General features: G+C 40.4%; 19 protein-coding genes and 1 pseudogene. 8 read left to right on the top strand and 12 right to left on the bottom strand.

The genetic code is table 11. The annotated features are described in order from the left end of the window. A partial coding sequence (pepB, locus tag L652_RS0122020) for an aminopeptidase PepB (RefSeq protein ID WP_024597172.1) occupies positions 1-1225 on the bottom strand: 1225 nt, incomplete at its 3' end. Between the two features lie 123 nt (positions 1226-1348). On the opposite strand from pepB, the gene sfsA reads away from it, so the two are divergent. The 8 genes from sfsA to L652_RS0121980 all read left to right on the top strand — a co-directional run bounded on the left by sfsA (position 1349) and on the right by L652_RS0121980 (position 7778). Continuing rightward, on the top strand, positions 1349-2068 hold the full coding sequence (gene sfsA, locus L652_RS0122015; protein WP_024597171.1) for a DNA/RNA nuclease SfsA: 720 nt from the start codon (positions 1349-1351) through the stop codon (positions 2066-2068). Between the two features lie 308 nt (positions 2069-2376). Continuing rightward, positions 2377-2820: an RNA polymerase-binding protein DksA gene (gene dksA, locus L652_RS0122010; RefSeq protein WP_002962671.1), complete on the top strand. Its 444-nt coding sequence runs from the start codon at positions 2377-2379 to the stop codon at positions 2818-2820. A 20-nt stretch (positions 2821-2840) separates the two neighbouring features. Next, positions 2841-3785, top strand: coding sequence for a tRNA glutamyl-Q(34) synthetase GluQRS (gene gluQRS, locus L652_RS0122005; protein ID WP_024597170.1), 945 nt, complete (start codon positions 2841-2843; stop codon positions 3783-3785). A 78-nt stretch (positions 3786-3863) separates the two neighbouring features. Continuing rightward, entirely contained in the window at positions 3864-5345 is a 1482-nt protein-coding gene (gene pcnB / locus L652_RS0122000; protein ID WP_024597169.1) for a polynucleotide adenylyltransferase PcnB, read from the top strand. Between the two features lie 4 nt (positions 5346-5349). Next, positions 5350-5835: a 2-amino-4-hydroxy-6-hydroxymethyldihydropteridine diphosphokinase gene (gene folK, locus L652_RS0121995; RefSeq protein ID WP_024597168.1), complete on the top strand. Its 486-nt coding sequence runs from the start codon at positions 5350-5352 to the stop codon at positions 5833-5835. Between the two features lie 30 nt (positions 5836-5865). Next, positions 5866-6660, top strand: coding sequence for a 3-methyl-2-oxobutanoate hydroxymethyltransferase (gene panB, locus L652_RS0121990; RefSeq protein WP_002962679.1), 795 nt, complete (start codon positions 5866-5868; stop codon positions 6658-6660). Next, the gene (gene panC, locus L652_RS0121985) at positions 6660-7508 is read left to right on the top strand and encodes a pantoate--beta-alanine ligase (protein ID WP_024597167.1); all 849 of its coding nucleotides are present in this window, start codon (positions 6660-6662) and stop codon (positions 7506-7508) included. Before panB ends, panC begins: the two co-directional genes overlap by 1 nt. 33 nt (positions 7509-7541) lie before the next feature. Further along, entirely contained in the window at positions 7542-7778 is a 237-nt protein-coding gene (locus tag L652_RS0121980; protein ID WP_024597166.1) for a hypothetical protein, read from the top strand. A gap of 70 nt (positions 7779-7848) precedes the next feature. Here L652_RS0121980 and L652_RS0121975 read toward each other — a convergent pair whose 3' ends face one another. The 11 genes and pseudogenes from L652_RS0121975 to L652_RS0121925 all read right to left on the bottom strand — a co-directional run. After that, complete coding sequence (locus L652_RS0121975; protein WP_002962686.1) at positions 7849-8817, bottom strand: phosphate ABC transporter substrate-binding protein PstS family protein; 969 nt, start codon at positions 8815-8817, stop codon at positions 7849-7851. A gap of 115 nt (positions 8818-8932) precedes the next feature. After that, positions 8933-10240 carry a phosphate regulon sensor histidine kinase PhoR gene (gene phoR / locus L652_RS0121970; protein ID WP_002962688.1) on the bottom strand — a complete coding sequence of 436 codons (1308 nt, stop codon included), beginning with the start codon at positions 10238-10240 and terminating at the stop codon, positions 8933-8935. A gap of 65 nt (positions 10241-10305) precedes the next feature. Continuing rightward, a complete protein-coding gene (gene phoB, locus L652_RS0121965) occupies positions 10306-10995 on the bottom strand; it encodes a phosphate regulon transcriptional regulator PhoB (RefSeq protein ID WP_006791869.1) in 690 nt (229 codons plus the stop codon). 1040 nt (positions 10996-12035) lie between these two features. Further along, complete coding sequence (gene fba / locus L652_RS0121960) at positions 12036-13100, bottom strand: class II fructose-bisphosphate aldolase (protein ID WP_002961523.1); 1065 nt, start codon at positions 13098-13100, stop codon at positions 12036-12038. A gap of 201 nt (positions 13101-13301) precedes the next feature. Continuing rightward, entirely contained in the window at positions 13302-14477 is a 1176-nt protein-coding gene (locus L652_RS0121955; protein WP_002961525.1) for a phosphoglycerate kinase, read from the bottom strand. Between the two features lie 64 nt (positions 14478-14541). Then, on the bottom strand, positions 14542-15558 hold the full coding sequence (epd, locus tag L652_RS0121950) for an erythrose-4-phosphate dehydrogenase (protein ID WP_024597165.1): 1017 nt from the start codon (positions 15556-15558) through the stop codon (positions 14542-14544). 178 nt (positions 15559-15736) lie between these two features. After that, a complete protein-coding gene (locus L652_RS0121945; protein WP_024597164.1) occupies positions 15737-16399 on the bottom strand; it encodes a peroxiredoxin-like family protein in 663 nt (220 codons plus the stop codon). A 79-nt stretch (positions 16400-16478) separates the two neighbouring features. After that, positions 16479-17214 (bottom strand): annotated as a pseudogene (locus L652_RS01000000124280) (SIMPL domain-containing protein). A 138-nt stretch (positions 17215-17352) separates the two neighbouring features. Beyond that, positions 17353-17976, bottom strand: coding sequence for a 3'-5' exonuclease (locus L652_RS0121935; RefSeq protein WP_024597163.1), 624 nt, complete (start codon positions 17974-17976; stop codon positions 17353-17355). A gap of 15 nt (positions 17977-17991) precedes the next feature. After that, on the bottom strand, positions 17992-19830 hold the full coding sequence (locus L652_RS0121930) for a DUF294 nucleotidyltransferase-like domain-containing protein (RefSeq protein ID WP_024597162.1): 1839 nt from the start codon (positions 19828-19830) through the stop codon (positions 17992-17994). Positions 19831-19953: 123 nt separating this feature from the next. Continuing rightward, on the bottom strand, positions 19954-21490 hold a 1537-nt coding region (locus tag L652_RS0121925; protein ID WP_024603653.1), incomplete at its 5' end, for a sodium:solute symporter family protein.

The raw sequence follows: 21490 nt of genomic DNA, 5'->3' as shown, positions 1-21490 counted from the left end.
TTGTACTGCCCATGTTAAAAGCAGCAGCTAAATCTATGTGCACCCAACCTTTGCCATCGTTTGGCACAAAGCGTGATAAAAAGCCTGCAGCATTCGATGCACCGCCGTAACCGCCACCCTTTTGTGCACGGCTATTTGCCGTATCAGCATAAGGAGATGGGCAGTTTTGTTGATGCCATTTTTCAAGAGGAAGTGGCCAAGCAGCTTCCATTTCTTGAGATGCAAAACTTTCAACTTCACGTGCAAGTTCTTTATCAAGTGCAAATAATGCATTGTACTCTTGGCCAACAGCAACAAGCGCTGCTCCAGTTAGTGTTGCTGCATCAATGATAAGTGGAGCGCCAGTCTCTCCTGCTGCCATTAAGCCATCAGCAAGTACTAAGCGACCTTCAGCATCCGTGTTTACAATTTCAACTGTTGTGCCATTTTTGTAAGTAAGAATGTCACCTAATTTGTATGCATGACCCGAAATTAAGTTCTCAGCACAACATAAAAACAGCTTAATACGTTTTTCAATACCACGGTTAATAGCCAATGCTAAACCTGCTGTTACTGTTGCAGCGCCGCCCATGTCGCACTTCATACCAAGCATACCTTCGCTTGATTTAATTGAGTAACCACCTGAGTCAAACGTAATACCTTTACCTACAAGCGCAGCACTTACTGGTGCATTTTCGTCGCCTGTTGGGTTGTAATCAAGCTCAAGCAATACTGGTGGGCGAACACTACCGCGACCAACTGCATGAATACCAATCCACTGTTGTTCTAGTAACGCATCACCTTTAATAATTTGGTAACTTACATGTTCAGGCGCTAATGATTGAATAAACTCAGCTGCTTTTTCAGCTAGGCTTTCTGGGTATATGTCATCGGCAGTACCGTTAACCATTTCACGTGCCCAAATTGCTGACGTTTTTAAGTGAGCAAGTTCTTTAATATCTGATTGTGCGTTATCAACAAACTCAACACCGTTTAATGATTTTGGTGTTACAAAGCCTTGGTAAAAAGCCCACTGGCTTTCTGTACACCAAGTATCACCTGCTAATTCAACATTTTTAACGCCTTGGCTTGCAATAGTACGGCCTGCTTTTTGAACATTTTTTAATGTGTCTTGCTCAGATAAATGAACAGTTGCACCGCGCTCGTTAAAAGACAATGACGCATTATCGCCCCAATGACTCGCTGCTGCTTGTTCGCTTAGTTGAACAACAAATTTTTCACTCATGTTAGAATTCCCTTGCACTTAAATGTGCCACCGAGTTTACTATAGAGCGCTTAAGTTCCCAACAGCTTGAGATAAATAACATAAATCACACTGCTGAGCAGTGTTTACGCTTTGGAAGTTATTATGAAGTACACGCCAGCGCTGCAACCAGCCATATTATTAAAGCGCTACAAACGCTTTTTAGCTGATTTACAATTAAGTGATGGCAGCGAATTTACCGCCCACTGTGCAAATACAGGTAAAATGACGGGATGCGCTGAGCCATGCTTTACTGCTTTTTATTCAAAGAGCGATAACGCAAAACGAAAATACCCGCATTCATTAGAGCTTACGCAAAATAACTTATCGCAGCTTATTTGTGTAAATACAGCGGTGGCTAATAAAGTAGTTGAAGAAGCAATAAACAATAATGTGATAAGCGAGCTACTCGACTACAGTCAATTGCAAAGCGAAGTTAAGTACGGCAGCGAAAACAGTCGTATCGACTTTTTACTCACAGACGAAAATAAGCCCGATTGCTATGTAGAAGTTAAATCAGTCACATTATTAAGCGAAGATACACCACAAAGCGGGCAAGGCTACTTTCCTGATGCGCAAACAGTGCGTGGACAAAAACATATCCGCGAACTAATAGAAATGATCGAACAAGGCCACCGAGCAGTATTACTGTTCGCTGTTTTGCATGAGGGAATAAATACCGTAAGTGCAGCTGCGCATATTGATAAAAAATACGCCACGTTATTAAACCAAGCAATAATAGCCGGTGTTGAAGTATTAGCATACAAAGCCAAAATTTCAGCTAATGGAGTCTTACTTCATAAAAGAATAGTATTTATAGAATAGTGTAATAAACCAACGGATTGAACTAAGCGTAATTTACAAAGTACTCCAATTATAGAAAGTGGTAAAAAGTGAATTATTAAAATTAACTTGTTTTTAAAGCTTTTGCCCATATAACAAGGCAAGTTTTAGAAAGCGAATATGTGAATTAATTAAAAGTGTAAATAAACTATTAATACACTTTTTTACTCAGTAAGCATGGTTGAAGCTAATTCGATTAATTAAAAATAAATTTGCCTAGGGTATAAGATTCTGTTATTTATACCGCCGGCTAATGCTGAGGCATTAAATTAAGGATTTAGGAGAGAGTTATGCCAGACCAAAAGAAACATGGTTTATTGGCTCAAGCCGGTTTAGAACCATACCAAGAAAAACCAGGCGAAGAGTACATGAATGATGCACAACGTGCTCATTTTAGAGCAATTTTAGAGACTTGGCGTAACGATTTACGTAACGAAGTTGATCGTACTAAATCGCACATGCAAGACGAAGCTGCTAACTTTCCTGACCCAGTTGACCGCGCTGCACAAGAAGAAGAATTCTCTTTAGAACTTCGTACTCGTGACCGCGAACGTAAATTAATCAAAAAAATTGAAAAAACAATTAATTTGATTAAAGAAGATGATTTTGGCTTTTGTGAGTCTTGTGGCATCGAAATTGGCATACGTCGCTTAGAAGCACGTCCTACTGCCGATTTATGCGTAGACTGTAAAACACTTGCAGAAATCAAAGAAAAGCAATCTGGACGCGGCTAATTAAAACTTATTAGTTAGTTATGTCTCCTACAGCCGTTACTGCGCCTATGCGTAAATATCGCGGTCGTTTTGCGCCGTCTCCTTCTGGGCCATTACATTTTGGCTCACTTGTAGCGGCTGTGGGTAGCTATTTAGATGCAAAAGCTAATCAAGGAAAATGGTTAGTTCGTATTGAAGACATTGACACTACGCGCGTGGTTAAAAACGCCGACTCCGATATTCTAAATACCTTACAAGCCTACGCCCTTTATTGGGATGAACCTGTTGTATACCAAACACAGCGCCTGTCTTTATATCAAGATATTACCCACTCACTTTTAGAGCAAAACCTTGTTTATGGTTGCACCTGTACTCGCAAGCAGATAAAAGCCATTGGCGGTATTTATCAGGGGCATTGCAAAGCACTTAATCATCATACTCAATCCGGCGCGCTTCGTTTAGTTCAGCAACATCCAACGACTCAATTTAGTGATTTAATTCAAGGTGATATATCGGTAAATAGTGCATTATCCCACGAAGATTACTTAATTAAACGCAGTGACGGTTTATTTGCATATCAACTTGTTGTGGTCGTCGATGATATCGATCAAAGCATAAATCGAATTGTAAGAGGCGCAGATTTAATTGAACCAACAGCTCGGCAAATTAGTTTGTTTAAACAACTCGACAGCCCTGTACCTGAATTTGCTCATTTACCTTTAGCGGTTGCCAAACCCGGTTTTAAACTATCTAAACAAAATTATGCCCCCGCCATTTGTAAGCAAAATCCAAAGCCTGCTTTAATTAGCGCTTTTGAATTTTTAGGGCTACCTGTTATAGCTGATTTAAGCGACTTAAATATAGAACAATTAATCGATTGGGGAATTAAAAACTTTAGCTTAAAACAGGTCCCCCAAGTATCCGAAATACAAATTTCTCAACATCCACATAGCCAGAAAGTCCAATTTACACATTTAAGTAAATAAAATAGCTAAAAACGGCTTAATTTCAACACATCAACTTAATTTTTAAACCCTGCTGGTATATGATAGCCGCCTAAATATATGCTAATTACGTCAAACAGCTTGTACTGGGTTATAACCGCCCTATTTGCTGTAACTTTTGATTGCGATGCAGAGTCAATCACACCTTCTAGGAGACAGACTATTATTTCCAAGCTTTTTCAATTTTGCCGACAAATAATCGGCCCGAATACCAGTGCCGAAAGCGCTTCTGTAAGCAGTGAACCTATTGTTGTCACTCGTGGTGAGCATGGTATTTCTCGCAAACAATTTAGCCCAAATGCAATCAAAGTATTATACCGCTTAAAAGACGGTGGCTACGATGCCTACCTTGTTGGTGGTTGTATTCGCGATATATTGTTAGGCCAACAGCCAAAAGATTTTGACGTAGTTACTAATGCAACTCCAGAACAGGTAAAAAAACTATTTAGAAACTGTCGCCTGATAGGTCGTCGCTTTCGTCTAGCACACATTGTATTTGGCCGTGAAATTATCGAAGTGGCAACAATGCGTGGCCACCACGAAGCGCAAGAAGACAAAAATCAAATAAGCCAATCAAGCAATGAGGGCCAACTACTACGTGATAACGTATTTGGCAGTATTGAAGAAGATGCAGAGCGCCGCGACTTTTCAATCAACGCACTTTATTACTCAATTAAAGATTTTAGTATTCACGATTACGCCAACGGCTTAGCGGCAATTAAAGCTAAACAAATCGAGCTTATTGGCGACCCTGAAACGCGTTACCGCGAAGACCCTGTTCGTATGTTACGTGCAGTACGTTTTGCCACTAAGCTTGATATGAGCATTGCGCCTAAAAGTGAAAAGCCAATTAGCGAGCTTGCAAGCTTGCTTGATAACATTCCGCCAGCACGTTTATTTGAAGAAATTCTTAAACTGTTTTTAAACGGCAAGGCCGAAGCTAACTTTTTAATGCTGCGTAAATACGGCTTATTCCGCTCACTTTTTCCTGAACTTGATAAAATTTTAGATAAAAACCCAAGTGGCTTAGAGCACACGCTTATTCAGCAAATGTTTCAAAATACCGACAAGCGTATTAATGCCGATAAAAAAGTAACACCGGCGTTTATTTTTGCTGCCCTACTTTGGTTCCCACTGCTTGAGCGCACTAAAAAAATTCAAAGCCAAGAGCAACTATCTGAATACGATGCTTTCGCACAAGCAATGAATAAAGTACTAAGCGATAATTCACAGCATATAGCTGTTCCTAAGCGCTTTACTTTAGGTGCTCGCGATATTTGGCATATTCAGCACCGCTTAGATAAACGTGCTGGCCAACGTGCATACAGGCTAACGCAACAGCCTCGCTTTAAAGCCGCTTACGACTTTTTATTATTACGCGTAGATGCAGGCGAAACTCAGCATACAGAGCTTGCTCAGTGGTGGACACAATACTTAAGTAAAGATATAAACGGCCAAAAAGAGATGGTTAAAAGCTTAGGTCATCAAGGTGGTCCTAAGCCGCGAAAGCGCCGTCGCCCTACTAAAAAGCCAACTGAGTAATAACATGCATTGTGTTTATTTGGGTTTAGGTGCCAACCTAAACTCACCAAAAGAGCAGCTTGATAACGCGATAATTGCGCTTAAAAAGCTGCCTAATTGTGAATTTGTAAACGTATCGCATTACTATGCAAGTAAGCCTATGGGCCCACAAGATCAACCAGACTATATCAATGCCGTAGCCTGTATTAAAACGACCCTTGCTCCAGAGCAATTACTTGATTTAACACAAAGTATTGAGCTTGAGCATGGTCGAGTAAGAAAAGCTGAGCGTTGGGGTCCACGCACACTTGATATCGATACCCTATTATTTGATGATCAAATTATAAATACGGCGCGCTTAACCGTGCCTCATTATGGTTTGAGTGATCGCGAGTTTGTGGTTTACCCACTATTAGAGCTTGCACCTGAACTTATTTTACCTAGCGGCATTGCATTAAAAACCATTGCAAATAACTTACCGCTCAACGACTTACAACAATTACCTCTGTAATTAACCTAGGCTTTTGCCTGCGAGGATATTATGTCTAAAATAACCGTTTCTACTTTAAATAAAATGAAAGCAGAAAATAACAAAATTACTGCATTAACAGCCTACGACGCTAGTTTTGCAAAGTTATTTCATGATAACGGCGTTGAAGTTATTTTAGTGGGCGACTCATTGGGCATGGTACTACAAGGCGGCGATGACACCCTTGGCGTAACAAATCAAGATATTGCATATCATACCCGCTGTGTACGCGCTGGTAGCCGCGAATTATTTGTAATTGCTGACTTACCTTTTATGACCTACTCAAGCGTTAGTGATACCTGTAAAAATGCAGCTGAGCTTATGCGCGCTGGCGCAAACATGATTAAACTTGAAGGCGGAGAGTGGCTTTACGAGAGCATTAAAGCACTCACTCAACAAGGTATCCCAGTTTGCGGGCATTTAGGCCTTACACCACAGTCAGTTCATGTATTTGGTGGCTTTAAAATACAAGGTCGCGAAGAAGATAAAGCACAAAAAATGATTGATGATGCGAAAGCACTTGAAGCTGCTGGCGCGCAATTATTAGTACTTGAGTGTATTCCAAGTGCCCTGGCAAAACGCATTACAGACGCTTTAAGTATCCCAACTATTGGTATTGGTGCAGGCAGCTTAACTGACGGCCAAATACTGGTAATGCATGACCTGGTTGGTATTTCGGCAGGTTACATTCCTAAATTTTCTAAAAACTTTTTGCTCGAAACAGGCAATATGCCTGCAGCCGTTCAAAAGTATTGTACAGATGTTAAAAGTGGCGCATTTCCAAGCGCTGAACATGAGTTTAAATAATGCAATCAATAACTGAAATCAGATCGTTACGTAGTCAAATTAAAGCATGGCGCCAAGCAGGTCTTAGCGTGGCGCTTGTGCCAACAATGGGCAACTTGCACCGTGGGCATTTTTCGCTAGTAGAAAAAGCAAAAAACTTGGCCGACAAAGTCGTTGTAAGTATTTTTGTAAACCCAATGCAATTTGGTGCTAACGAAGATTTAGATAACTATCCTCGTACGCTAAACGAAGACAAACAAGGCCTTGCTGAACTAGGCACTGATATTGTATTTACCCCAAGTGTAGAAACAATCTACCCTAACGGACTGGGTGCACAAAGCTTTGTAGATGTACCTGACATTTCATTAGGCTATTGCGGTGGCTCACGTCCAGGTCACTTTAGAGGTGTTGCAACAATCGTAACTAAGTTATTTAACTTAGTGCAACCAGATTACGCCTGCTTTGGTGAAAAAGATTTTCAGCAACTACAAGTAATCAAAACTATGGCACGCGACTTATCAATTCCGGTTGAAGTCATTGGTGTACCTACAATGCGAGAAGTTTCTGGCCTTGCTATGAGCTCACGTAATGGTTACTTATCTGATGATCAAAAAGCGACTGCAACCGTATTATTTAAAGCCCTTAATACGTGCGCTGAGCAACTTAAAAGTGGCGAGAAAGACTTTGTAAAACTTGAAAGCTTAGCTAAACAAAGTTTAGAGAAAGCAGGCCTAAAACCAGACTATTTTGAGATTGCTCAACGAGATACATTAAAAACTGCTACAATCGAAGATACTCAATTTGTTATTTTAGCCGCAGCCTATTTTGGTGGTGTTAGATTGATCGACAATATCCAAGTCGAAATTTAATATTATTGCGACTCCATTTTAAGGATAAGAAGCATGCACACTTTAATAAAAACAAGCGTAGTCGCCCTTACTTTTGCACTATTGGCAGGTTGTCAAAACCAAGTTGAAAACCCTGAAATGAATCAGTGTGCTCAACAAAACTACCAGTGTGAAAGTAGTTGTGAACAGCAAACAACTGCTGAGGGCTTAAAGCAACAAGTATGCTCTGGCAAATGTGTTGAGAGCTATAATCAATGTAAAGCACAAGCCGAAAAATTAGGTAATATTTAATTCCTTAAAGTTTTTAGTTTTAGGCACAAAAAAACCGCTCAATGAGCGGTTTTTTATTGCTTATAGTTTATTAATTTAAACCAAGCTTCTTAAGTTCTGTTTCTACTAGCTTTGCAGAAAGTGGTACATAACCATCTTTTTCTACAATTTGCTGACCATCTTTTGAAAGTACCATTTTTAAGAATTGCGCTTCCATTGGAGACAACGGCTTGTTTGGGTGCTTATTCACATAAAGGTATAAAAAGCGAGATAATGGATATTTACCTTGTGCAACGTTATCAAGTGTTGCATCAACAAAGTTATCGCCTTTTTTAGCTAGCGGTACTGTACGTACGCCTGATGTTTTATAACCAATACCTGAGTAACCAATTGCATTTAATGAAGATGAAATTGACTGTACTACTGATGCAGAACCCGGTTGCTCATTTACGTTATTACGGAAATCACCTTTACAAAGTGCTTTCTTTTTAAAGTAACCATACGTACCTGATACTGAGTTGCGTCCGTAAAGTTGCACATCTTTAGCTGCCCAATCACCTGTTAGACCAACATCGCTCCAACGGTTAACTTGTTCTGGTGCGCCACATTTACGAGTAGATGAAAAGATAGCATCTACTTGGTCAATACGAAGCCCTTCAATTGGGTTATCTTTATGTACAAATACAGCAAGTGCATCAATAGCTACGCGAACTTCTGTTGGCTTGTAACCGTAACGTTTTTCGAACGCTTCGATTTCTTTAGATTTCATTTTACGGCTCATTGGACCTAGGTTAGCTGTACCTTCGGTAAGTGCCGGTGGAGCAGTAGAAGAACCTGCTGCTTGAATCTGAATATTTACATTTGGGTAAATACGTTTGTACTCTTCAGCCCAAAACGTCATCATGTTGGCTAAAGTGTCAGAACCTACTGATGAAAAGTTGCCTGAAACACCACTAATTTTTTGATACTCAGGAATATTTTGATCTAGAGCAACTGCTTGTGCAGATACGAAAGTTGTAACAGCCACACCCATTGCGGCAACTAAGTTTTTAAATTTCATGTAGAGTTCTCCGGTTTGTTCGTTCCATTTTCTAACTGCTGCCCACTCTAAAGTGAGTACATGACAGTTACATTACTCTTAAATGACACTTTTATGACTTGACCTATTAGCTTAATTATTTAGTCAGCGAAACTATCTTATCTATTGAAAATTCAAAAGAAAAACACGATCCTTTATTAACTTCACTACGAATATTTAATTTACTATCATGGCGAGTTAACACATGTTTTGTTATAGCGAGCCCTAAGCCTGAGCCACCTGTTGTTCTACTGCGAGCTTTATCAACACGATAAAAACGCTCAGTTAATCGGTTAATATGCTCAGGCGCAATACCATCACCATTATCGGTAACACTAAAACACGCTTTATTGTTTTTGCGCTGCCAGCAAACTTCTACTTTACCGCCTGGTTTTGTGTAATGAATCGCGTTGAATACTAAATTAGAAAACGCACTACGCAGTTCATCCTCAGAGCCTTTAATATCAAGGGTTTTATCAATATCAAAAATAAGTTCGTGGCCTTTGTCTTGATTAATTGAGTTTGCTTCAGTGTGAATATAACCAAGTAATTGCGGTACATTTATAGCTTTATCGTTGTCTTGGCGCCGTGCACCTTCAATACGCGAAAGCGATAATAATTGGCTGACTAAGCTGTCCATGCGCTTACATTGTTCAAGCATGGTATTTTGCGCTTTGTTCCACATTGCTGGCGGCGGCATCATATCGCCATCCATCATCTCAAGATACCCTGTAACCACTGTAAGCGGTGTACGTAGTTCGTGTGACACATTGGCTACAAAGTCTTTACGCATCTGTTCTAGCTGTTTTAAGCGCGTTACATCACGCACAACAACCATAAGTTGCGTACTTGCATATGGCATTACCCTAAACTCAAGCACCTGCTCAATACTATGACCGTTATCCAGCTCAAGCGCGTCGTCAAATTCGCCTTTGTGCATGTATTTAGCAAACTTAGGTTCGCGAATTAAATTATCAAGGCGCTGACCATGATCGGTAGGCCACTGCAAACCAAGCACTTTAAGGGCTAATTGATTACACCACACAATACTTAAATCGTTTTGTAATACCACTACCGCATCAGGTACCGCTTCAGCCCCATCGCGAAAGCGACGAATTAAATCTGCAAGCTCATTACGTTTTTTACGATTACGGTGCTGGAGATGGTAAATACCTTCAAACACTTGCTCCCATGCACCCTCACCCTCTGGTGGATTAAAGCTGCGTTGATTAAGTAGCCAATCGCTCAAACGATAAAGTTGATGGTAGTGCCAAATAAGGAGGGAAAAAGATCCTAAAAATAAAAGCAAAAATGGCGCGCCAACCAGCACACCAATTAATAGTAAGGGTAAAAAATAGATAAACAGGCGCTTTACTAACGCCTGCTTATTAACAACTCGATACATACACTCACTTTACCTTAGAGTAGTAATACATGCGTATTTTACACATTAGCTAAGCTTTAAGCTGATCACAGCTTACTTGAAAAACGATACCCAGCGCCACGTACTGTTTGCACCAAACGGTCATGTCCAAGTGGGCCAATTGCTTTACGCAGGCGACGAATGTGAACATCAACAGTGCGATCTTCTACGTAAACGTTAGTTCCCCACACATGATCAAGCAGTTGTTCACGGCTATAAACACGCTCTGGGTGAGTCATAAAAAAGTGCAGTAATCTAAATTCGGTTGGCCCCATATCAAGCTCGTTACCTTCTGAGGTAACACGATGAGAAATAGGGTCTAAACGCAGGCCATGTACTTCAATAGCTTCTTCTAATGAGGTTGGCGATACACGGCGAATAACCGCTTTAATACGTGCCATAAGCTCTTTAGGTGAAAACGGCTTAGTGACGTAATCATCTGCACCTACTTCAAGACCGCGTACTTTGTCTTCTTCTTCGCCGCGAGCTGTAAGCATAATAATTGGGATTTGGCGGGTGTGTTCGTTTTGCTTAAACTTTTTAGCAATTTGAATACCGCTTCCACCTGGTAACATCCAATCAAGTAAAACCATATCTGGGTAAGGTTCAACCATAGCTGCAATAGCAGAGTCGTAATCTTCTGCTTCAATTGCTTGAAATCCATTTTGCTCTAAAACAAAAACCAACATCTCCCTGATAGGAGCTTCGTCATCTACGACTAGTACTTTACGTGACATTCCAATTTATCTCTTACGCTATCGAATTAGTTTTCATTATTATGACTAAGTATTACATTTTTATGAAAGTGTAACGTGTAAATTAAAATGGTGGTAAAAAAAACACAAATTAGTGACAAAAAACCTCATTAACGTCATATTTTTAAAACCTTTTTAATATTTAACGTAATAAAAAGAGATTTACGATAAATTTATGTAATAGCTAACTTTTTAAAATTATCTTTTTTGTATCGCTATTTAAACCACTAAACAATATTAAACTAGCTGGGATCATTGTTTTACTAACCAAGACATTTTTACAGATCGATCGTTTAAAAGTAGCTTTAAAGCCCTTTTAAAATCAACAAACCCGCCTGTGTAACAAACAATACGTTCAAAAATAGATCTAAATTTTACTAAGCTCCAAATAAAGGATCAGATTTTTACCAAGCCGATCAACCCTCAGATCAGAGTTGTACCTAGTCAAAGCCATAAGTTGTTGATTGTTTGTACAAATAAATAACGATCAAATTAACTCAGAACCCATATATAGCATTAAAGTGTATTTGGCTTAGTAAAGTAATGATCCGAAAAAGGCTGTGTTAGTAAATGCGTGATCCCAAAATTCCGCGTTGGTAATGCAGTGATCTGATCAAAAAACCGTAATCTGTAATATAAAAAGGGCTGACATTAAAAAAGCCAGCAACAAAGTTACTGGCTTAGGGCCTGTTGACCTTTCAGGATTAAAATTTGTTCAATCTAGGGGCGATTTAATCGCGGCGTGAGGTTTGTAACCTAGCGGGCTAAGTAAAAACCGAGCAAAGCTTCCGCGTCCTGCTCACGCCCCTTACCTACATCCATGTAGGCAACAAAGAGTAAATTGCCCCTAAGCAGAACCCTTCGGGCAGCGCATGTTTGGCATTTATTCCACGTTATCGCCTATTTATGGGGAATAACCACATTGCATAGGCTCTGCCTTGCCTAAATACCAAACATACTGCTGCAAATTCAACCTCGAAAGATAAACAGGCTCTAATAATGATCAATTATAAATTGATCTATTATCTAATTTTAGGGTCTAGTTCGCCGCTTAAGTATTTAAGGTGCATTTCATCAAGTGAAATTGGCTTAATTTTACTAGCCTGACCAGAAGTACCAAACGAGTTATAGCGTGCAACGCAAATCTCTGTCATTGCTTTAGTCGCTTCAGCTAGGTATTTACGTGGATCAAAGTTAGATGGGTTAAGCGCCATATGACGGCGAATTGCACCGGTAGATGCTAAACGTAAATCGGTATCAATATTTACCTTGCGAACACCAAACTTAATGCCTTCAACAATCTGCTCAACTGGCACACCATAAGTTTCTGGAATTTCGCCACCGTACTGATTAATAATTTCTAACCATTCTTGAGGAACTGAAGATGAGCCATGCATCACTAAGTGCGTGTTAGGAATACGGGCATGAATCGCTTTAATGCGATCAATCGCTAAAATGTCATCTGTTGGTGGGCGAGTAAATTTATAAGCACCGTGTGAAGTACCGCAAGCAATTGCAAGTGCATCAACGTGTGTTTTATTTACAAAATCAGCCGCTTCTTCAGGGTCTGTTAGCATTTGATCAGTTGTTAATAACCCTTCTGCGCCAACGCCATCTTCTTCGCCAGCTTCACCTGTTTCAAGTGAACCAAGTACACCTAGCTCGCCTTCAACCGATACGCCACAGGCATGCGCCATCGCAACAGTTTCGCGCGTTACTTCTACATTGTATTCGTAGCTTGAAGGGGTTTTTCCGTCGCTCATTAACGAGCCATCCATCATTACTGATGAAAAACCAAGCTGAATTGAACGCTGACACACACCTGGCGATGTGCCGTGATCTTGATGCATTACAACTGGGATATGTGGCCATTCTTCAACGGCTGCTAAAATCATATGACGAATAAATGGAGCACCAGCATAAGCACGTGCACCAGCTGATCCCTGAACGATTACTGGGCTGTTTGTTTTGTCAGCCGCTTCCATTATTGCGCGCATTTGCTCTTGATTGTTAACATTAAAAGCAGGTACGCCGTAACCATGCTCTGCTGCATGATCTAAAAGTTGTCGCATACTGATTAAAGCCATTGGGTATTCTCCAATTTATCGACAGTAGTTCCCTACCATCTAGTTTGAACGGATGTGTTAGTTTGGCGTTATAACAACGCCACGAAAAACCACTGCTTTGCAGTAATATTCCGTCTAAATTAACGACTAAATTAGGGTGAGAGGTATTTAGTAATTAATTGTCGGTGAGGGCTATTACCCCCTCACCTTACGCCACTAAAATTACTTAGCGCGCGACTCTAGCATTTCAACTGCTGGAAGTTTTTTGCCTTCTAAAAACTCTAAGAACGCACCACCACCAGTAGAAATATAAGATACTTTATCGGCAATGCCGTATTTATCGATTGCGGCTAAGGTATCACCACCACCGGCGATTGAAAACGCATTTGAGTTAGCAATTGCTTGTGCAATAGCACGAGTACCATTACCAAACTGGTCAAACTCGAACACGCCAACTGGACCATTCCATACAACAGTGCCTGCATTTGCAATAATTTTTGCAAGCTTGCTCGCTGTATCAGGGCCAATATCAAAAATCATATCATTGCTTGTTACTTCGCTTACATCTTTAAGTGTAGCTACAGCAGATTCAGAAAACTCATTACCAACCACTACGTCAGTCGGTACCGGAATTTCACCATTATTAGCAATCGCTGCTGCACATAAACGGTTCGCTTCATCCATTAAATCAGGTTCGTAAAGCGATTTACCAACTGGGCTACCTGATGCAGCAATAAAGGTATTTGCAATACCGCCGCCGGTAACTAATTGGTCAACAATTTTAGAAAGTGAATCTAAAACGGTAAGCTTAGTAGATACTTTAGAACCACCAACAATCGCTACTAATGGACGCGCTGGATTATCAAGTGCTTTGCCTAACGCTTCGAGTTCAGCCGATAACAATGGACCTGCACATGCCACATCAGCAAATAAACCAACGCCATGGGTAGACGCTTGTGCACGGTGAGCCGTACCAAATGCATCCATTACATATACATCACACAGTGCTGCTAGTTGCTTAGATAGCGCTTCGTCGTTTTTCTTCTCGCCTTTGTTAAAGCGCACATTTTCAAAAACAACCACTTCGTTATCAGCAATATCAACACCGTTTAGGTAATCTTTTTCTAAACGTACAGTTTGCTCTAGGGCATCGTTTAAGTAATCAGCTACAGGTGCAAGCGAAAACGCTTCATCGTATTCCCCTTCCGTAGGACGGCCAAGGTGTGACATAACCATTACTTTAGCGCCTTTCTCAAGGGCTAGTTTAATAGTAGGTAGTGCTGCACGAATACGCGCATCTGACGTCACTTTACCTGCTTTAACTGGTACATTTAAATCTTCACGAATTAATACGCGTTTGCCGTTTAAATCTAAATCTGCCATTTTTATGACCGACATGAACATCTCCTTAGTTAACGATACTGAACCTGAAAAATACGTTTAAAATTATTATATTAATAAATTACTTATTCACTGCCATCATAGCACGCGCTGTGTCGAGCATACGATTAGCAAAACCCCATTCGTTATCACACCATACTAATAACTTTATCAGTCGTTTGTGACTAACACGTGTTTGTGTGCCATCAATAATACAAGAATGTGGGTCGTGATTAAAATCAACCGATACAAGCGGCTCTTCGGTATAACTTAAAATACCTTCTAAGCGGTCTTTTGCTTGTGCTTTAAGTGCATTATTTACTGCATTTAAATCTACATCGGTATTAACCGTTACACTTAAATCCATTGCCGTGACATTTATAGTAGGTACACGTACGGCGATGGCTTCAAAACGGCCTTTAAATTTAGGTAAAATACGGTCTATACCACGAGCGAGCTTTGTATCAACTGGAATAATTGATTGGCTTGCAGCGCGAGTACGGCGTAAATCATGATGATAACCATCAATCACTTGTTGATCGTTCATCGACGCATGAATCGTTGTAATAGCGCCCGACTCAATACCAAATGCATCATCTAATACTTTAATAACCGGCACAACACAGTTAGTTGTACACGATCCGTTAGAAACAATTGTGTGCTCGCTTTTAAGCTCATCGTCGTTAATGCCATACACAATCGTAGCATCAACATCGTTATCGGCCGGATGCGAAAACAACACCTTTTTAGCACCTGCGGTAATATGTAACTGCGCTTGTTCACGCGAGTGGTAAACACCCGTACATTCAAGTACAACGTCTACATCGAGCGTTTGCCAAGGTAATTCAATTGGGTTTTCTTCACAAAAAAGTGCAATGGTATCGCCTGCAACACTAATGGTGTCTTCACCAAGTTTTACAGGAAAAGAAAAACGACCGTGGGATGTGTCGTATTTTAATAAATGAGCAATAGCTTCAGGATCAGCAAGTTCGTTAATCGCAACAATTTTTATATCGTCGCTCAAACCAGACTCGTATAACGCGCGGACAATATTTCGACCAATACGACCAAAACCATTAATTGCAAGTTTGATTGCCATGAAATATAAAATCCACTCTTTTAGCGTGCAGATAAAGGCAATACGCCTTTTAGATGTCTGTATTGTAATCGACCTTGCATCTGATTATAAGAGGGAAGCATTAGAAACTTTAAATTAACGTTGAAGAGCTTAGGCATTGCAAGCTCTTCAAGGGGTCTGACTTTTAAAATTAAGTTTTTTATACTAAATTTTTCAAAGCGTTAATTATATCTTCTGGCTCAGAACGAGTACGATAATCAACATCAACATAACGCCAAGTCACTTTACCTTGTTTATCTAAAACAAAGGTGGCAGGGATCGGTAAAACACTACTATTGCCATTGTTAACCGACTCTAAATCTAGGCCTCGGTCTACTCGCATATGCTCGAGTAAAAATGTGGGCACTTGCCATGCTACGCCGTAGCTTGCTGCTACATCGGCATTTTGATCACTCAGCACTAAAAAATCCATGTTACTTATATCGCTTTCGCTCATTGAGCCATCGGGTACTTGCGGGCTAATAGCCACCAGCTGCGCACCTAAAGCATGAATTTCAGGTAAACGTGACTGCAGTGCTTTCAGTTGTAAATTACAGTACGGACACCAACTACCACGATAAAAAGTAACAACCACAGGCCCTTTAGCAAGTAACTCAGTTAACTGCACCGATTGACCATGTTGATTTGGTAACTCAAAACTTGGTGCAATTTGGTTTAAATCAAGTGCATTAGCACCTTGTTGAAACGCTTTTGCTTGTGCAATCGTTTCATCAACACCTTTCATAAAATCAGAATTACCTTTGCGCCCTGCTGCTACTTTTGCCTCAGTTTGTGCTTTTAACGTGTTGCTTTCATCGCTCATAATATGGCTACCTTCAAATTAATCAAAAACTTAAAGCCAGCTTACATTATGAAAATGTATTTGAAATGAAAATTTTAACTTAATCATTTACCTCTAAATCAAACACCACGTTTATTGATGATTTAAATGTAATAGTTTCTTGTAAATACCTGCCTTGCTCGAATGGATTTCTAGTAACTTTAGAGCCGGTCACAACTATTCTCTCAAAATCATCTACGCCATAACCATAACTTGAACGGTTAGAATTTGAATTAATACTGTAAATTTTTCCAATCTCTGCGCCAAATGCTTTGGCAAGCTTACCCCCTTTTAACTATAGCGTTATCTATTGCGCCTTGTGTTGCTTCAGCTTCTAACTGCGAGGCTTTTGAAGACATAAGCTCAATATTCGTCAGTTCATTAATTTTTACACTTAGTGCAAAATCGATAAAATCATTCACTTTTTCAATATTTCTTAATGTTACTTTAAGTGTTCTTGTTGCTACATATCCTGCATTAATTGCTGTACCGCTCTCGACATTAAACATATCGTCATCATTATGAGTTAACAGGCTTGTAGCAGAAACATCAGTCTCCTTAACACCATACTTGCTTAAACCTTTAAGTAACAAATTTACTCGGTCATCAACATCACGTTTTGCATCAAGTGATTTGTCTTTAAAGCTTATTACTTCAAAAGAAATCTTAGCCATATCGGGCTTTGCTAATACCTCTGCAGTACCCTGCACTGCAATATGGCGATTAGCAGGCAAACTTGAATTAGCAAAAGTGATGAGTGGGAATAAGGTTAAGAAAATGGCAGTGATGAGTTTCATGATCGTCCTTGAAGTGATTAGTTAGATAATGATTACGTAACTGTACCTATAGTTATACGGATAACAATAAAAGTAAACTACTCTTTATTGTTGGCGGGAGTTTATCTCGCGCGGCATAAAGCCCCGCCTACAGCCAACCTACATCAACTCGCCTACTTTTAACTCTTTGCCACGGCTTATTTGATGGCACTGGGCTAGCAGTAACTCGGCAGTGGCTTGTGCATCGGTCAGTGCGTGATGGCAATGATAGCTTGGTAACTCATAACGTGTGCGGCAAGCATTAAGGGTTAAATCATCTTGTTTTATTTCAGTTGAATGATGGAGTAAGCGCTTTTGCTCAATATGCAGTGTGTCGAGTATCAGTTTAGGCCGTATAGTTATATTGGCATTTTTAAGCGCTATTTTTAAAAACCCCCAGTCGAGCATGGCATTATGAAACACTAAAATACAATCACTAAAGTGGCTGCTTAGTTGCGTTAATATACTGCACAAGCTCTGTCCTTTTGTTATAGCATCGTCGCTAATCCCATGAAAAACAGGACTTTGCTCAAGGCTTTTTACGTTTTTATTTATAAGGTGCTGCGACTCGCTCATTTTTATACATTGGTTATCTATTATCACCCACGCTACCGATACAATTTCGTGCTGTTTTGCATCAAGCCCAGTGAGCTCTAAATCAATCACTAAGTAACGTTGTTGTAAGGCATTTTTGCCTAGTAATTTACGGCGCTTTAAATACCGAGTGAGCAGCTTTTTTACCATGTTAGTAATCCATCATTATAAACTGCCGCGAGCAAACTTAAACGCAGCGGCTTGCTGCGCTTGTTTAACAAGATAAAACGCTTCTTTTAGTTGATGGCGCTCTAGTGAGTTTAATTTATTAGGATTAATACAATTACTCGGTAAGCCCTCTTCGTTTATTTGTGTACTCAAGCGCTGCTGCGTTAAGAACCGCCAGCAGTCTTTTAGGTTGTATATATCTTCTTTGCTGATCAGTTTATGTTTTAGTAGTGCGTCCAACCGCTCTTGCGTGTTGGCGCGCCTAATACCCGCTTTTAAAGCGTATAACCGCACTATGTCATTTATAATTACAACACCGCGTTTTTTTAAATCTATGTATTTATTATTTTGATCTGTTCTTTCTGTTTTAAATTTATTAAATAAACCAATTGGCACGCTGTTGCTGCTTATGTCGGTTGCCATTGCGGCATAGAATAAATCGTTACGTGATATACGAATTAGTTGCTCGCAAAAAGCTGTGTATAAAGCGTTTGAACCTTCAATAAATCGCAGGTCAAAAAATATCTTACAGTTAAGCATTGCATTGGGTGTGGGGCTTTTTATCCATTTAAAAAAGCGCTCGCTCCAGTCGTTTACGCTCATACGGCACTCATCACTGCTTGCCATAATATTACCTGGGCAACGCCTAATGCCGCACTCAACTAAATTCTCGCATACAAACTCCCCCATACTTTTAAAGTAAGCGTGTTGCTCGGTGGTTAAGTCGTTAGGGAGTAATAAGCCGTTATCTTGATCTGAATGCAGGGTTTGTTCTTCGCGTGCTTGCGAGCCAAAGCAAATAAAACTAAAGCTGGTTGGCGCTGCGCCATGCTCTTCTTGAAATAAGTGAATCAGGCGCGATGTAAGCGCATCGGTTAAACCACTGAGTAATTTACCAATTAGCGATATGTCGTCAATGTTGTACGAAAAACTACGCAAAAGTTCGGGAATTTCTTTAGCGTAGCGTTTTAAATCAGTAACAGTGTGCGCTTTATATATGCGCCCAATAAGCTGTACGGGGTCACTTTTTTGTTGGCGCAGTAAATCGGTGCTGGTTATCATCCCTATCGGGTTATGGTTTTCGTCAAGCACGGGCAAATGGTGAATATTGTATTTAAGCATTAAGTGCAGCGCCGAAAACACCCGGTTATTTTCAAATATAAACTTAGGTTTTGCGGTCATAATACTGCTTACTGCGTCTTGTGGATCTACCTCGTCGGCAAGTACTCGGTTGCGTAAATCGCGGTCGGTCACAACCCCTACTAAGTGCGCGTGCTGCGTTATCATTATTGACGATACGCCATGCTCTTTCATTTTTTTAGCACTTTGCCTAATACTTGCATCGGGCGTAAGCGTAATTGCTGTGCGCGTCATCAGCTCTGATATTTTACGTTCCGACCAGCTATCGTTTTTACTTTTATAATGTGATGACAACAACCGGTTAGCATGAGCGCGTACAAAGTATTGCTCAAACGATTTATATTCTCTGCGTAAAAAATCAAAATGCGTTTGAGAAAGCATATACACTATGCCCTCTTTTTGTACTTCTAACCTATTTTGAATTGCCTCACCGGTTAACAGCGACGGAAAACCAAAATAGTCACCTTGCGCTAAGCGCGTAACAACATCGCCCTTGCCATCAACTAGGTCGTACAAACCAGAGCGAATTAAAAATAGTTTAGGGTTTTCACTTTGTAACCACTGAGTTTGGTTTTCGCGGGTAAGGTAAATAATATCAAGATGATTTACAAAGTATTCGCATGCGCTGCTATCAAGCATAGTAAAAGGCGCTTGCAAACAAACGTATTGGGCTATTTCTTGTTGTTCTACACTCATTGTATTCGCTCTTTAAATGGTGATGTACCAATCTAATGTACTTATTTATTAAACAAATAAAAAGCCCGACTAAAGTCGGGCTTTGGGTGCTTTATATTTTTTTACTATATCTATAAATGTTGCCTAGTGATCGTGCGCTTCAGCTGACCCTTTAGGGTTACGAATACCTTCTACCATTTCTTGAATTTCAATAGGTGTAGCTTGAGTAAATTTAAGAACAACTGCAGCTACTACAAAGTTAATAATCATACCAATTAAGCCAATACCTTCAGGCGAAATACCTAAAAACCAATGTTCAGGATTATTAAGCTCAGGGCTTACAAACTTGAAGAAGATGATATACGCAGCGGTAAAGCCAATACCCGTTACCATGCCTGCAATTGCGCCCTCTCGGTTCATTGTTTTAGAGAATATACCCATAATAATTGCTGGGAAGAAACTCGCTGCCGCCAAGCCGAATGCAAATGCCACTACCGATGCCACAAATCCAGGCGGGTTAATACCAAAGTATGCGGAGATAACAATAGCGACCATGGCTGCCAACCTCGCTGCAAGTAACTCTTGCTTGTCGGTAATATCGGGCTTGAGGGTTCGCTTGAGTAAATCGTGCGAAACGGAGGTCGAAATAACCAGTAGTAAACCTGCTGTTGTAGACAATGCAGCGGCAATACCACCAGCAGCTACGAGTGCAATTACCCATGCTGGTAAATTAGCAATTTCTGGATTTGCTAATACCATAATGTCGCGGTCTACATTTACTTCGTTAGCACTGTTCGGATCGGTGATTTTACCCGCCGTGTAGAACATTTTGCCATCGCCGTTTTTATCATCAAATGTAATTAAACCTGTGCGTTCCCAGTTTTTAATCCATCCTGGTGCTTCTGCGTAAGCTGTACCGCTACCGTCTTTACCATTAATAGTATCAACCATGTTTACGCGAGCAAAGGCTGCAACCGCAGGTGCTGTTGTGTAAACAATCGCGATGAACACAAGAGTCCATGCAGCAGAAATACGTGTGTCTTTTACGCGAGGTACAGTGAAAAAGCGTACAATTACATGTGGTAAACCAGCAGTACCTACCATTAACGCACCAGTAATAGCGAACACGTCAATCATGCTCTTAGAGCCTTCGGTATATTGCGCAAAACCAAGTTCAGCGCTTAAGCCATCTAATTTATCAAGTACGTACACGCCCTCGCTGCCAATTAGTGTGGCACCAAAACCGGTTTGTGGGAAGAAGTGACCCGTCATCATCATCGAGATAAAAATGGCTGGTACAAGGTAGGCAAATACAAGTACACAATACTGCGCTACTTGTGTGTAGGTAATGCCTTTCATGCCGCCAAGTACCGCATAAAAGAATACAATCACCATACCAATGTAAACACCGGTTTCAATTTCTACTTCTAAAAAGCGTGAAAATACCACGCCTACGCCACGCATTTGCCCTGCTATATAAGTGAAACAAATGAATATGGCACAAAAAATAGCAACTAAACGCGCGGTACGTGAATAGTAACGGTCGCCAATAAAGTCTGGTACAGTAAACTTGCCGAATTTACGTAAGTAAGGCGCTAAACACATGGCTAATAGTACATAACCACCTGTCCACCCCATTAAGTAAACACTGCCATCGTAACCTGCAAACGAAATAATACCC

The sequence above is a fragment of the Pseudoalteromonas sp. TB25 genome, from assembly GCF_000497995.1.
Classification (GTDB): Bacteria; Pseudomonadota; Gammaproteobacteria; order Enterobacterales; family Alteromonadaceae; genus Pseudoalteromonas; species Pseudoalteromonas distincta.
Note: the sequence above shows the minus strand (reverse complement) of the source record. Positions and strands in the feature narration are given on the sequence as shown.